Consider the following 14,450-nt stretch of genomic DNA (forward strand, 5'->3'; position numbering starts at 1 on the left):
TCACCTCTTTTCATCCAAAAATAGTGGGAATCTTAGTTTTACAATCGTTCCTTTATTTACAATACTTTCGATATGGAAAGTGGCACTTTCATATTTTCTTAGACGTTTAGTAATATTGCGGATTCCGACGCTCTGGTGAACGGATGGCTCCTCCGATAAAACTTTTTCAACTAGATCTTGTGTCATTCCATTACCGTTATCCTCAATTTGAATATCAATCATTTGTTGATCTTTCTTAATAGTCATTATTACTTTTCCATTTGCTTGCTTGTTTTTTAAACCGTGAAAAAGAGCGTTTTCTACTAAAGGTTGAAGTAGCAGAGGGGGAATCAGTATATGTAAAGGCTCCTCCATCTGAATTTCCCATTCAAGTTGATCAGGGTATCTTGTCTGGTGAATATTGACATAAGCTTGAATTAGCAGAAGCTCCTGTTCAAGAGGAATAAGGCTATTTGTATTCTCAAAAGCAAGGCTGCTTCTTAAGAACGTAGCAAAATCAGTTATCATCATACGGGCCTTATCCAAGTCTAAATAGCTTAGCGATAAAATAGAATTTAAAACGTTATAAATAAAATGTGGTTTTATTTGTGCTTGCAAAAATGCAGTTTCCATTTTGATGGCAGTTTCCGCTGATTCCTTTAATAAAATAAGATTTCGCACTCTTGTTTTCAATTCGGCAGTATCTAATGGTTTATGAAGAAAATCATTTGCTCCAGATTGGAATGCTGCTAGTAAATCCTCTGGTCTAATGGCCGCTGTAAGCATTAGAATTGGTAATTCAGCAGAAGAATAGTTTTTTCGAATTTGTTGGCAAACCTCATATCCAGAAAGGTTGGGCATCATAATATCTAAAATCAATAAGTCTATATCTGGATGCAATGTTAATTGTTCAAATACTTGCCGACTATCATCAACAGCAATGATTGTGTAGTTCTCCTTCGCCAGAATATCGATTAGTACTTTGAGGTTAATATGATCATCATCAGCAATCAATATTTTCTTACCCAATGTTCTTTCCTTAAAATAGGGGAATTTTATTGGTAAATAGTCTTTTGTTAATATAATTTTATTCTGCTGTTGCTTTTCTTGTTGATCTTTCTTAATTGGCTCCACTGGTAATTTGACGCAGAAAGTTGTTCCTTGTTCAACTACTGACTGGACGGTGATTTCTCCACCATGCAGATTGACAAGCTCTTTTGTAACATTTAGACCAAGTCCGGCCCCTTTACTGGCATCCTCTAACTGTCGGAATGGCTCAAAGATTGATTCTAAATGCTCTGGAGCAATGCCTCGACCAGTGTCACTTACTTCAATAGCAAGGAACCCCTGCTCTTCGTAGCAGGATATCTCCACTTTTCCATGCCTAGTATATTTAACAGCATTTTCGATAATGTTATAAAGAATTTGTCGCAGTCTATCCTCGTCCGCAACAATAAATTTTCCTCGTTCAATGTAATTGTAAATCTTTACGTCCTTATTGCCGATGTATGACAATATTTCAACGATAACATGGGTGACAGAATAAAGGTCTACGTTAGTCAGACGTAACTTTAGCTCTCCCTCTTTTAACTTTGAAAAATCTACTATGTCATTAACTAGATGTGATAACTTCTCTGTAATATTAAATATAAGTGATATTTTTTCCTTTTGTTCCATCGTTAGTGTTGAGCTCTCAGGAGGCTCTAACATGGACTGAGAAATGGCAATTACACCGTGTAACGGAGTGCGAAACTCATGTGACGTTTTTGCGAGAAATTCATCTTTTAATTTATCCACTCGGAGTAAAGCATTTGTTAATCGTCCTTTTTCCAAGTAAGAATCTGTAAAACGATGAGAAATATAAAGAGAGAGCATCGTTAAACAAATAAAAGGAAGCAAAGGAGGTAAAGAGTAAATTTCTAAATTAATATTAAGATTTAAAGTTGCTACAACCATATAGATAAGAATTGCCATAGTACTTATCCATAAATAAATAGCCCCTACTAAACGTTTAAAGATTGCGATCGTTTGAATATAAAGCAAGTAAAAGATATTGATTAAAATATAAATAGAATAGACGGCTTGTAAGTATGAGCTAATGGATATGGGGAGCATCACCGTAGCTGATAATACAATGCCAATCATACAAAGTACTTTCACAAACTTTTTATAGGCAATTTGCTGAAGGGCATGGTAAAAATAAAGCAGCATGAAGATACCTGAACCGATACTTGAAATGATTTGGACTCGTATCAGGGATTCATAGGTGATAGGGAGTAATTCCATTATTACTTTTTCTCCATGAGATATACTGTATAAACCAACCATAAAGCAGAATAAAGAAAAATAGAGCTGCTCAATTTCAAGCTTGGCATATAAATAGGAACCAGCAAAATAAATAAACATTGTAAAAAAGGCAGCAATAGTGATTAAATCGTAGAAAAGTGAGCTTTCTCTTAATTGACCAATACTCTGTTGATCCCCGATAAAAACGGAACCAATAATTCCTCCGCCTGATGCATAATCAAAGTTAGCGACATGAATGATGATTTCAAGTTCATCCTTGTCAGGCGAAAAATAAGCAACATATGGTACATTTTGTTGTACATATGTTGAATCCTCGGCTGGTTCTCCACTTTGTCCAATACGTTTTTCATTTATGTAAATGGCATTCGACATACGAATATTACCTGTTTTTATGCCCAATATAGCATCGGTATGATTGATGAGAACTTTTAAACGATAGGTACCGCTACCAAGTGAAGTGAAATTTTGATCATCAAGCTTGTACCTAGACCATAGTGATGGGACATTTACTAAATAAGAATGATAGGTGTTGAATTCTGAATAGTTCAATAATTTATCGGGAACGAAATCCCATTCTCCATCCAAACTTACAGTGTTTTCGTGCAAGTCATACTGCCTAAGATCGATTACACCTGCAACGGCTTTAGGCGCATTTGGGCTTTCATTATTAAGTAATTGAGTTGTTAACCCAATCACTACAATACTAATAACAATAAAAATAAGTAATAACTTTCTCATCTTTGTTCTCTCATTCTTGTCAAATTGTAAGGTGCAGATATTTAAAATTTTTGAATGAACATAATTATGAAATTATACCCATATTATATCATGTGAAAGCTGACTACGAATAGGTAAAATGCGCATGATTTCCTATAAAGGGGGGAGGGGTATAGTTGAATTTTGTGCATTTTATGTAATTAAAGTGCATATACTTACAATCAATTTGTTTTTTGCTTATAATAGGGAAGTCAGAATTTTTTTCTGAAAAAAAGTAGCCGCAAAGTGAGCGATTGCGATTGAAAAAATTATTATATGGTGTTTTTTTCGTTGTTTTTATAGTCATTTTTTTGTACGTAAACAATCACTGGCTAGTCGTGAGTAAGCATGTATTCGAATCAGAAAAGGTGCCTGCCAGCTATGATGGGCTACGCATTGTACAAGTATCGGATTTACATGATGCCCTCTTTGGTAACAATCAGCAAAAACTGATTGCTAAAGTTAAGGAGACAAATCCTGACTATATTTTTATCACAGGTGATGTGATTGATAGCAATCGCTATGATTTAAAACAAAGTCTACAGGCAGTCAAGGGACTAGTTGAAATAACGGATGTTTATTATGTGCTAGGAAACCATGAAGTGGCGACGAATAAGGTAAGTGAAATTTATGAGGCGCTATCATCGTTAGGGGTACATATAATGGCCAATGAATCGACCGTGTTAGAGCGCAACGGGGAGCGCTTGGCGATTGTTGGAATTGAGGATCCGTTAATGGGTAGATCAACAGAAGAAATGTTGGAGTTGGCTACAGCTTATTTACCAGATGATATGTTTAAGATGTTACTGGCGCATCGACCTGAAGTGTTTAATACGTATGTAAATGATGGCATAGATTTAGTATTTTCTGGGCATGCACATGGTGGGCAAGTTCGTATTCCAGGTCTTGGAGGACTTGTTGCACCTGGACAGGGGCTATTTCCAAAATATACGGCTGGTGTCTATGATGAAGGAACAACTAAGATGGTGGTTAGTCGTGGTCTAGGCAATAGCTCGGTACCATACCGCATTTTTAATCTTCCAGAAATTATTGTGATGGATTTAAAGAAAAAATAAGCACTGCGTAAAATTTACGCAGTGCTTTCAATTTGTTTTCGTTCTGTGCGTTTGACAAGATAGATACTTATTTCATACAAAATAATCATGGGTATTAATACGAGGAGTTGACTAATAAAATCGGGCGGTGTTATGACAGCGGAGCCTACACCCATTCCGATATATGACCAGCCTCGTATTTTTTTCATGGATTCAGCAGTCAGTACCCCAATAGCTGATAAAAACAGGGCAACGATGGGTAATTCGAATAATAGACCAAGCGGTACTGTAGTCATAATTAAAAAATGCATATATTCACTAGCGGATACCATGACATCAAAATTGGTAGCACCTATGCCGACTAAAAACGAATAGCTTAGTGGGTTTACAACAAAATAGCCAAAAGCAATTCCCAATATGAACAGTGCCAGCATAACGGGGGCATAGAGTCCTAAAAATCGACTTTCCGCTTCCTTTAGCCCTGGTTTTACAAAACTCCACAGAAAATGAACAAGAAAAGGCATGGCAAGACCAAATGATAAGGTAGTTGAAATGGTCATATAAAATTTAACGACCTCAAGCGGCCCTAAAATAATGAGAGAATGACCACGAGTTACAAAGGGAAACCAAATATTAATAGTAGAAAAAACAACAATAAAAAATAAGATAAAAACCGTTAGCCCTTTTATTATTTGTTTACGTAGTTCTGAAAGATGTTCCAATAACGAGTTAACTGGTATAAGAGGCTCATCTGCTATATGCTGCTCTTCCATTTTTACCGCTTGTATTTTAACTAAAGCCTCCATAGGTAACGGAGGCTCAGCTTGTGGTTTATCAAGAGGGCTTAAAAACTTTCTTTTTCCATCCTCATAAGGATCCATAGGAAACCCTCCTACGAAGCATCAGATTTTTTTTCGACCTTTTTCACGGAATCTTCATCATCGTCTATAAGTCCCTTAGTGGACTTTTTAAATTCTGCAAACGTTTTACCAACTGCTCCACCGATTTCTGGTAATTTTTTTGGACCAAATACAATTAATACAATAACTAAAATAATAATTAATCCAGGTACACCAATTGCTCCTAGACCACCCATAAGTCTTGCCTCCTTTAGAATGATTTTTTTATACTAAAGAACCACCCGATTGACTATACTTTATGACACCTTCTGCACAACGGTAGGCTAGTGCTCCCAACGTTCCGGTTGGATTGTAGCCGCTATTATGTGCAAAGTTTCCAGCGCTTACAGCAAAGAGATTATCAACATCCCAGTGCTGCAAGTAATTATTCACGACACCTTGCTCTGGCGTTAAACTCATAACAGTCCCGCCTGTGTTATGTGTTGTTTGGTAAGGCACGATATTATAATCGGTAATTTCAGCATTTGGGACGATTGTTTTTGCACCCATTTGCTTCATAAGATCTGCTGCACGCGCAGAAATAAATTTATGAAGCGCACGATCCTGATCCGTAAAGTTATACGTTAGTTGCATTAAAGGAAGCCCATATGCGTCCTTGTAGGTTGGATCTAATGTTAAATAGTTTTGCTTATGTGGCATGGATGCTCCTTGCGCACCAATCCCGAATGAACGTGTATAGTAATGAATAGATTGCTTTTTAAATTCTGGTCCCCATGTAGGTGTATCGGGAGGGGTTGGATTTGACCCAATTGGTCGGGTCCCCGTTTGTGTAAGAGCGATGTTTCCACCATGAATAAAATCTAATTCACTATGGTCAAAATTGTCGCCATTATAGTCGTCTACACACATGCCTAAAGAGCCTGCCCCCATAAATGTATTGTATTGTTCGTCAAAGAAACCAGCAGCCCCAGGTAATATTTGATAGCAATAATTTCGTCCAAGTGTCCCTTTACCAGTAGTAGGATCATATCTTTCGCCTATGTCAGAGACCATTAATAGCTTGGCATTGTTAAAGACGTAACTAGTTAAAACGACAGCGTTGGCAGGCTGAATAAATTCTTCTCCTGATACGGTATCGATATATCTTACACCCATAACCTTATTGCCTTGTTTTAAAATTTCAACAACATTGGAATTGTAGCGTAAATCAAAATTACCTGTTTTTAATGCAGTAGGGACAACTGTAATTTCTGCAGAAGATTTTGCGCCATATTCACAACCAAAACGTTCGCAGAAGCCACAATATTGGCAAGCATTAATGGTTTCACCATCTGGGTTTTTATAAACCTCAGAGACGTTTGCTGATGGCACCATATAAGGTGTTAGCTTTAAGTCCTGTGCCGCCTTTTCAAATTGCATAAGCATCGGCGTTTTCTTCATAGGTCCTGTTGGATAAGGGTTTGAACGTTTTCCGCTAAATGTATTTTTATCATCTCCAGAAATACCAGCTGTTTTTTCAAACTTGTCCATATAAGGCTCAAGTTGATCGTATGTTAATCCCCAATCCTGAATGAGATAATCTGGCCCAAGCTTGTTTGGACCATACCGTTTATCTGTTAGCGTTTTTATTTGGAAATCATAGGGTAAAAAACGATACGTCATTCCGTTCCAATGTGTTCCTGATCCTCCTAGCCCCTCTCCGAGTAAGAAGGAACCTAACTGGCGCATCGGTAACGCCTTCATATTACGATCATTGCGAAAAGTAACTGTTTCTTTGGATAGATTTTGCATTAAATCATACCGAATGGCATAACGGTATTCATCATGAACGTTTAAATAATCTTCAGTACCACGCTTTTGCCCTCGCTCTAAGCCAACTACCTTTAAACCGGCTTTCGCACATTCAGCAGCAATGATACCACCTGTCCAGCCTACACCAACTGTTACAACGTCTACACTTGGTAATGTTTTGGCCATGTTTTACCCCCCTAGTGGTTGCCCAAAGATTTAGGCTCGATTTTTTGGAATTTCTTATCTTCAATTTGTGATATATAAGCCATTTGGTGGCCAGGGAAGTTCTTCATGCGCCAGCCATCCATATTACGATTCCCTCCATACATTGGGTCAGAATAGGCGCCCTCTAATGTGGCAGCTCGTAACAATATAAAGAAGAATGCTGATTGTACACCAACCATTTCAACTTCACCCTTTTGAAAGGCTGTTAAAATTTCATCGATCTGTTTACCATCCAAATCGTTGAAGCTTTTCTTAAAACGTTTTTGTGCCTCATCGTCCATTTTTTGAATGCCCTGTCTGAAAATTTCAGCTCGCGTTAGGCGGCTTTGATAGCCTTGAGTAGGGGAACCTACATCAAAAGGGCCTTGCATATATTCTTTAGAATTACTCCCATAATTTCCTGCTAATTGATGATCGATAAAATAAGGGACATCCAATCCTATAGCACCTGGCCCTAAGTCATCTTCAGGAAAAATGCGTTCTGTTGCCTTCGATAAAATACTAAAATCTTTTTCATTTCTAAAAAACATTTTTGCTTTTGGCGAACCAAGAGCTTCATTTGTAGTACCGTGTCCACCGTGTTCCAGAGTAGAAGTACCTTTACCATTGATGTTGTAGCCTACTAGTCCTCCAATTAATCCACCGCCGACTAATGTACCAGCAGCAATACCAGTTGTCTTTAAAAAGTCTCGACGTGAAACATTGTTCTTGTCTGAACTCATCGTAATCCTCCCCTCAAAATGTTTTGAATCTATCCTATTTCTAATAATCAGCAAAAAATGTGAATTATAATCAATTTCTGTTGGAAAAATTTTTAATTTCATCCATTAAAGCCAATGAATTTTGTCTATATATAGCAAAAGATATCGATAAGTTAAAAAAATGTAGAAAATTGTTAGCACTATAGTAATAGGGAAAATGGTATTATTATACATTAATTAATCTTATTGGAAAAGTTTTGTTGACTTCTTCTATTGCTGACTTTACTCTGAAAGTAATGTATAAATAACTGAATTTTATAGCTAATAATGGAAGAAGTGAGAAAAAGGGAATGTGGATAAAAGGAATTGGCGGTAAATTAGTCGTTGCCATTATAGCTCTTGTATGTGTGACGTGTGGGACGCTGGGACTGTCTACTTGGATAAATAGTACTAAGGCAATGAATGAGCAAGTGGAATCAAACTTGGTATCTAGAGCTGAGGATGTTTCACAATACATAGAAGAACACTTTCAATTAACGCTAGTAGAGGTTGAGGCAATAGCGGAGCAAGAGGCAGTACGAAGTATGGATTTTGACAAGCAAAAACAATATTTATCGAAGCGTCTTGCGGATAATAAAAATTACCTTGGGTTTGGCATTATAAAAGCTGACGGAGTGGCTCATTATTTGGATGATACAACTGCTGAATTAGGTGATCGTGATTATGTAAAGGAAGGCTTTACGGGTAAATCCGTTATGTCCGAAATTACGATTAGCCGGGTAACCGGTGAACCTGTTATTTTAATTGTCTCTCCAATCGACACTGTATCAGGTGAGAAAGCATTATTACTAGCTCGTATGGATGGCTATTATTTATCCAATATTGTAGAGGATATTAAAGTCGGAAACAGTGGGTATGCATTTATGTTAGACGCTAAAGGAACCATCATTGGACATCATAATCATTCCTATGTGAAAGAGCAAAATAACCCCATCAAGGAAGCAGAAGAAACAGGTTTAATGACAGGGAGAGCATTGGCTGCAGAAGAGATGATTGCACATAAAGGCGGTTATTTTTCATTTGAAACAGAGGATGCAGGTACTAACTTAATGGGCTACCATACGCTTGATAATGGTTGGAAAATGGGCGTTATTGCTTTAGAAAATGAGATGTTCTCAGGGCTTTCTAAGCTCAAGACGAACTTTATTGTCACAACTATTATTGTTTCGTTACTAGGGCTATTTATATCGTTTGCTATTTCACGATCTGTTAGTAGACCGCTTCGTCATGTTCTCCGTATAAGCGAAGGCTTATCGGAGGGTGACTTTACACAAGAGATTCCTGAAAAGTATTTGAAACGTATTGATGAGATGGGGACAATGTCGCGTGCATTGAATCGCATGACTGAAAATATGAGGGAAATGATAGCAAAAGTGAGCCATGAAGCGACTACTGTAAATGAAGCATCATGTGATTTAATGGGAGATGTAATTGCTGTAACAAAGCATTCTAAACAAATAGCAGGCGCTATAAATGAAGTTGATAGAGGAGCACAAAGCCAAACCGTGATGGCAGAGGAAAGTGCTTCTGCTATGGAGCAAATGGCATTAGGTATACAAAATGTAGCTGAAGTAGCTTCAACTATTGCCTCAAATACCGATTTTATTTCCCAGAAAATTAATGAAAGTAATGATGCTGTCCAACAATCAATTCATCGTATGAATGAGATTCAGGAAGGGACTACTGCTGAGCTGATGATTATTCATAAATTAGAAAAAGAGTCTGAGGAAATTAACTTAATTTCTAATATGATTACAGCTATTTCTGATCAAACAAATTTATTAGCACTCAATGCATCTATTGAAGCTGCACGAGCCGGAGATGCTGGTAAAGGCTTTGCCGTTGTGGCAGAAGAGGTTCGCAAGTTATCAGAGCAAACAGCCGAGTCTGCTACTAAAATTAATGTGTTAATTGAGCGAGTTCAATCTTACACATTAGAGGTGGTGAAGGCAGCAGAATCAGGTGAAGATAATGTAGAACGAGGATTAGCATCCATTGAGGCAGTGGGCGAACGCTTCGAGGAAATAGTTCAAGCTGTTGGAGAAATAGCTGGCCAAGTCGAAGAAATGAATGCTTCTGCCGAACAAATGTCTGCCAATACAGAGGAAGTTTCAGCGTCTATGGAAGAAATGGCGGCCACTGCACATGCTGCAAGTGATTATGTGCATGAGGTAACTGATGCTACAACAGAACAGTTAAATACAGTTACAACGATGAATGATCAAACTGAAAAACTATCAGCAATGGCGAAACGTTTATATGGGGCCATTCAAAAATTTAAATATTAAAGAAAGAGGAGCGGTCACAATTGGACAGCTCCTCTTTTGTTAGCCATATTAAACGTTTTGCATAGCTTCTAGAAGATCTTCTTTAGAAATAATACATTCGCCGCCACCTTGCACCATTTGATCACTTCCGCCACCCTTACCATTAATGAGCGGTAATGCCTTTTCGGCAATAGCCTTCATGCTTTTAGATACATGTTTCCCTCTAGCTGCAACGAACTGTAGCTTGCCTTCACTTTCAGAAACAAGCAAAGTGACCATATCTTCTTGTTCAGAAACAATCGTACGAGCTAATTTTTGTAGATCTTGCATAGTTCTTTGTTGAAAAGCAGCAACAACAAGACCTGAGCTATTTGAAATGAGCGCTTTTGCTTCGTATGTTAGGAGCTCCTCTTTGGCTGCAACAAGTGCTTTTTCGGTATGTTTCTGAGCGTTTAGTATTTTAGCGAGGGCTGTAGCCGCTTCTACCTCAGGAACGCTTAGCTGGCGTGCCACATCACCTAATACTTTTTTACGCATAGCAAGTTCGTTTAAAACACGTTGACCACAAACGAAGGAGACGCGCACATTGCCCTTCATTTTTTCAGTACCTAGAATTTTTATGGCATTGACCTGCCCAGTAGATGTTGGATGAGTGCCACCACAGCCGTTGTAATCATAGTCAGGAATGATGACAAGTCGAATATCTCCAGTTACAGCAACTTCTTTCCTAAGATTAAAATCGGACAGTTCATTTTCTGTAATCCACGTAGTTTCTATCGGACGGTTTTCTAAAATGATTTCATTAGCTCGTATTTCGGCTGCTGTGAGCTGTTGTTCTGTCAAAGTATCTACAGCAATATCAATTGTGACATGCTCACTTCCTAGATGAAAACTAACCGTCTGAGCATCAAAAAGTTCTACAAATGCCGCTGTTAAAATATGCTGACCAGCATGTTGCTGCATATGATCGAATCGTCTAGGCCAATTTAACGCACCGTGCACAATGCCTTCCAATTCAGATACATTGCCCTGCATATAATGGCGAATTTCTTCTCCGATTTTCTCTACTTCTATCACTTCAATCCCATTCAATGTGCCTGTATCATGAGGTTGTCCTCCGCCAGTTGGATAAAATGCAGTATTAGATAATACAACATAATGACGACCGGATTCGTCGGTTTTTTTACTAACAATATGAGCGTCAAACTCACGTAACATAACGTCCTGATAATATAATAAATCTTTCAAGAAAATGCCTCCTTTTTATGTAGGTACAGTTTACGCTAGGGTAGTTTCCATTTTATTTTGGCATAATTACTTATAAGTGTATATGGCTTTTCTAGTTGACCCATGCTGAAATTGATTTAATATAGAAAGGAACAGCTAAAGATAAAGGAGCTAGCATTATGGAAATTATACAATTCTCAATGGAAGAAATTTTAGACCCAACCAATATTATGGAAGGGAAGCGTTACGAATTTATTTTAGATATTGAAATTGATGAAGAAGATGAGCTATATCATGAAGCAGGTATTGAAATTCGTGTTCTTATTGGGGAAAAGGCAGAGGAGCCATATATTTTAAATTACTTCATCATGGAAAAAGCAGAGGGTGAATACTTAGATTTTGCTTTAGAGGATGATGAGCTAGAGGAAATTTTAGTATTTTGTAAAGAGGAAATAACAAAGGCATAAAACGAAACAGGTAGAGAGTATATTCTTTACCTGTTTTTTTATTTTGATGATGTGGAAGTCTGCTACCTACAGGAACGCTTTATGAGCAAGGGGTTTATGTCGGCTTGATCAGCATCGTATTGCTCAAAAATCTGGGGTGAATGGATGGACTTAAGGATAATGTAAGCTTATTGACATATTCGCGTAGAGTGTGGGGATTAAACTGAGTTTTAGGTTTCATTAATTCGGGCAGTTTAAATAGAGAGGTGCTTATCTATGTCAACTTACACGCAATCCATTCTTATTGCATTTTTCATAACGATTATTTTATCATTTGTTCTTTTTATTCCATGGCTAATTTATACGTATCGAAAATATAGTTACTTGTCTATGTCGAAAACCATTATTATGTTCTCCTTTATTTTTTACTTTTTATCTGCGCTTTGTTTAGTATTACTGCCATTCCCATCTACAAGGGATACTTGCTCACTTCAATCGCCAGATACAGTCCATACAAATTTACGACTATTTCAATTTATTGAGGATATTTTAAAGGACAGTGGCGTTGTCTTAACCAATCCATCGACATGGCTTGCTATCACAAAACAGCAAGCATTTTATCAAGCGTTTTTTAATTTCCTATTATTAATGCCATTTGGTGTGTACTTGCGATATTTTCTTCAAGAAAGAAGGTACTGGAAACGTGCATTTATATTAAGCTTTTTGCTAACATTGTTTTATGAGATCACACAAAGAACAGGTATTTATGGCATTTTTAATTGTGCGTACCGCATATTTGATGTGGATGATTTATTGCTAAACAGTGTAGGTGCATTATTAGGCTTCTTTTTAGCTCCTATCGTGTGGGCACTATTTCCTACTCATGAAGAGGTCGAGGCCAAAGCTGCGGAAATGGAAAAAAAGGATATTGTAAAACCAATATCCATTTTACTAGCATTGGTTATTGATTTATTTATCGTACAAGTAATTTGGTTCATTATCGGCGCTCTAACGGGTTATAGTGGCACCTTTGAGTTCTTAGTTGTCATTGCACTATACATGACTATCTTTGGCTTCATACCAAGTATGATGAAAGGCGCAACAGTAGGTATGAAAATTATGCGCTTTACAATGGTCAATAAGAAAGGCAAAAGTATAGTAAGGCAATCATGGAGACGCTGTGTAGCGATTGTTGCGACCGTATGTCTATTAGAGGCCATTTCAACAGTCGGTGAGATTCAATTAGATATGGATTCACCATTTTATGTTCTGCAAATTGTCATTTCTTTACTAGCCTCATTAGGAGGTTTTGCACTTACAATGATAATAGCTATTCATGTTATACGTGTCATTGTTAGCGGAGGAAAGCGTCGTTTGTATATCGACCAATACGCAGATTTAATGGCAACAAGGAAAAAATAAGGGGGCAAGTGGAATGAAATACGTCATCATTGGGGGAGATGCTGCAGGGATGTCTGCAGCTATGGAAATCTATCGTAATGTACCAGGAGCGGAAATAACTACATTAGAACGTGGCTTTATATATTCATATGGACAATGTGGATTGCCATATGTTGTAGATGGTCGTATTTCATCAACCAAACGATTGATTGCAAGAGATGTTGAAACTTTTCGAGGTAAGTATGGCATCGATGCACGAGTTGGCTATGAGGTAGAAAAGGTAGATGTAGAGAAGCAGGTTGTTTCGGGGATACAGGCAAATGGCGAAGTATTTGAAATTTCCTATGATAAGCTTCTTATTGCAACAGGGGCAGATCCGGTTGTACCTGTTAAAAGAGGTGTTGAACTAGAAGGTATCCACACCGTAAAAACAATTCCTCAATTAGAAGATTTAATGGCTGATTTAACGCCTGATATTGAACAGGTAACTATTATTGGTGGCGGCTATATCGGCTTAGAGATGGCAGAAACATTACATGCCTGTGGGAAAAAGGTAAGACTTGTCCAACGAGGAAGCCATGTGGCAAAAATTTTAGATGAAGAGCTTGCTCAACATGTTCATGAAGAAGCAAAAAAGAACAATGTAGAGCTATTATTAAATACAGATGTAGAAGCTTTTGAAGGGAATAAACGAGTGGAAAGGGTCATCACAAATAATGGTGTCTTGGAAACAGATTTAGTCATCGTTGCTTCAGGTATTAGACCAAATACGAAGTTTCTAGAAGGCACTGGTATAGCTTTTGCAAAAAATGGGGCTATTATCGTCAATCGTCATTTAGAAACTTCGGTGGAAAATGTTTATGCGGCAGGAGATTGTGCCACTCATTTTAATATTGTGAAGGAGCGCATAGATTATATACCATTGGGGACAACTGCCAATAAACAGGGCCGTCTAGCGGGTCTTAATATGTCAGGAAAGTTTGCACCGTTCAGAGGCATTGTCGGGACATCTATTTTAAAATTTTTCAACTTAACAATTGCTACCACTGGTATAAATGAAAGCCATGCAAAAGAGCTTGGCTTTGATTACGAGGCCTTTAAATTATCAGCTCGCCATATTGCGGGCTATTATCCGGGTGCACAACGTATGTACATTAAGGTAGTTGTACGCAAACGAGATCAGTTGCTATTAGGTGCACAAATTGTTGGGCCAGCTGGTGTTGATAAGCGTATTGATGTGTTTGCAACCGCATTATATAGTAAAATGACATTACCTGATTTGCTAGATTTAGATTTAGCTTATGCACCTCCATTTAACGGTGTATGGGATCCTTTACAACAGGTGGCAAGAATGAATGGACGTTTATAAATAGGA

General features: G+C 37.7%; 11 protein-coding genes. 5 read left to right on the plus strand and 6 right to left on the minus strand.

Going from position 1 to position 14,450, the window contains the following annotated elements:
- Nucleotides 1-3,024 carry an ATP-binding protein gene (locus MKY88_RS00930; protein ID WP_193834145.1) on the minus strand — a complete coding sequence of 1,008 codons (3,024 nt, stop codon included), beginning with the start codon at nucleotides 3,022-3,024 and terminating at the stop codon, nucleotides 1-3.
- A gap of 278 nt (nucleotides 3,025-3,302) precedes the next feature.
- Here MKY88_RS00930 and MKY88_RS00935 point away from each other — a divergent pair, with 278 nt between their 5' ends.
- Nucleotides 3,303-4,118, plus strand: coding sequence for a metallophosphoesterase (locus MKY88_RS00935; protein WP_069479729.1), 816 nt, complete (start codon nucleotides 3,303-3,305; stop codon nucleotides 4,116-4,118).
- 14 nt (nucleotides 4,119-4,132) lie between these two features.
- Here MKY88_RS00935 and tatC read toward each other — a convergent pair whose 3' ends face one another.
- Genes tatC through MKY88_RS00955 form a run of 4 tightly spaced genes read right to left on the minus strand, consistent with a single transcriptional unit; the run spans nucleotide 4,133 to nucleotide 7,695 of the window.
- Nucleotides 4,133-4,978 (minus strand): twin-arginine translocase subunit TatC, encoded by an 846-nt coding sequence (tatC, locus tag MKY88_RS00940; protein ID WP_340812844.1) that lies wholly within the window; start codon nucleotides 4,976-4,978, stop codon nucleotides 4,133-4,135.
- 11 nt (nucleotides 4,979-4,989) lie between these two features.
- The gene (tatA, locus tag MKY88_RS00945; protein WP_069479731.1) at nucleotides 4,990-5,193 is read right to left on the minus strand and encodes a twin-arginine translocase TatA/TatE family subunit; all 204 of its coding nucleotides are present in this window, start codon (nucleotides 5,191-5,193) and stop codon (nucleotides 4,990-4,992) included.
- Between the two features lie 28 nt (nucleotides 5,194-5,221).
- Nucleotides 5,222-6,934, minus strand: coding sequence for a GMC family oxidoreductase (locus MKY88_RS00950; protein ID WP_340812845.1), 1,713 nt, complete (start codon nucleotides 6,932-6,934; stop codon nucleotides 5,222-5,224).
- Nucleotides 6,935-6,945: 11 nt separating this feature from the next.
- Nucleotides 6,946-7,695, minus strand: coding sequence for a gluconate 2-dehydrogenase subunit 3 family protein (locus MKY88_RS00955; RefSeq protein ID WP_193834142.1), 750 nt, complete (start codon nucleotides 7,693-7,695; stop codon nucleotides 6,946-6,948).
- Between the two features lie 329 nt (nucleotides 7,696-8,024).
- On the opposite strand from MKY88_RS00955, the gene MKY88_RS00960 reads away from it, so the two are divergent.
- The gene (locus MKY88_RS00960) at nucleotides 8,025-10,022 is read left to right on the plus strand and encodes a methyl-accepting chemotaxis protein (protein ID WP_328204592.1); all 1,998 of its coding nucleotides are present in this window, start codon (nucleotides 8,025-8,027) and stop codon (nucleotides 10,020-10,022) included.
- 48 nt (nucleotides 10,023-10,070) lie between these two features.
- On the opposite strand, the gene MKY88_RS00965 is transcribed toward MKY88_RS00960, so the two are convergent.
- The gene (locus tag MKY88_RS00965) at nucleotides 10,071-11,249 is read right to left on the minus strand and encodes an alanyl-tRNA editing protein (protein WP_328204590.1); all 1,179 of its coding nucleotides are present in this window, start codon (nucleotides 11,247-11,249) and stop codon (nucleotides 10,071-10,073) included.
- A 158-nt stretch (nucleotides 11,250-11,407) separates the two neighbouring features.
- Between MKY88_RS00965 and MKY88_RS00970 the strand changes: the two genes are divergently transcribed.
- The 3 genes from MKY88_RS00970 (at nucleotide 11,408) to MKY88_RS00980 (ending at nucleotide 14,444) form a co-directional block, all read left to right on the plus strand.
- Complete coding sequence (locus MKY88_RS00970; RefSeq protein ID WP_340812846.1) at nucleotides 11,408-11,695, plus strand: DUF6509 family protein; 288 nt, start codon at nucleotides 11,408-11,410, stop codon at nucleotides 11,693-11,695.
- Between the two features lie 255 nt (nucleotides 11,696-11,950).
- Nucleotides 11,951-13,096, plus strand: a complete 1,146-nt coding sequence (locus tag MKY88_RS00975; RefSeq protein WP_340812847.1) for a VanZ family protein — start codon at nucleotides 11,951-11,953, stop codon at nucleotides 13,094-13,096.
- Between the two features lie 13 nt (nucleotides 13,097-13,109).
- Nucleotides 13,110-14,444 (plus strand): FAD-dependent oxidoreductase, encoded by a 1,335-nt coding sequence (locus tag MKY88_RS00980; RefSeq protein ID WP_193834137.1) that lies wholly within the window; start codon nucleotides 13,110-13,112, stop codon nucleotides 14,442-14,444.
- Nucleotides 14,445-14,450 lie beyond the last annotated feature (6 nt).

The organism is Lysinibacillus sp. FSL R7-0073 (genome assembly GCF_038009065.1).
GTDB classification, from domain to species: domain Bacteria; phylum Bacillota; class Bacilli; order Bacillales_A; family Planococcaceae; genus Lysinibacillus; species Lysinibacillus fusiformis.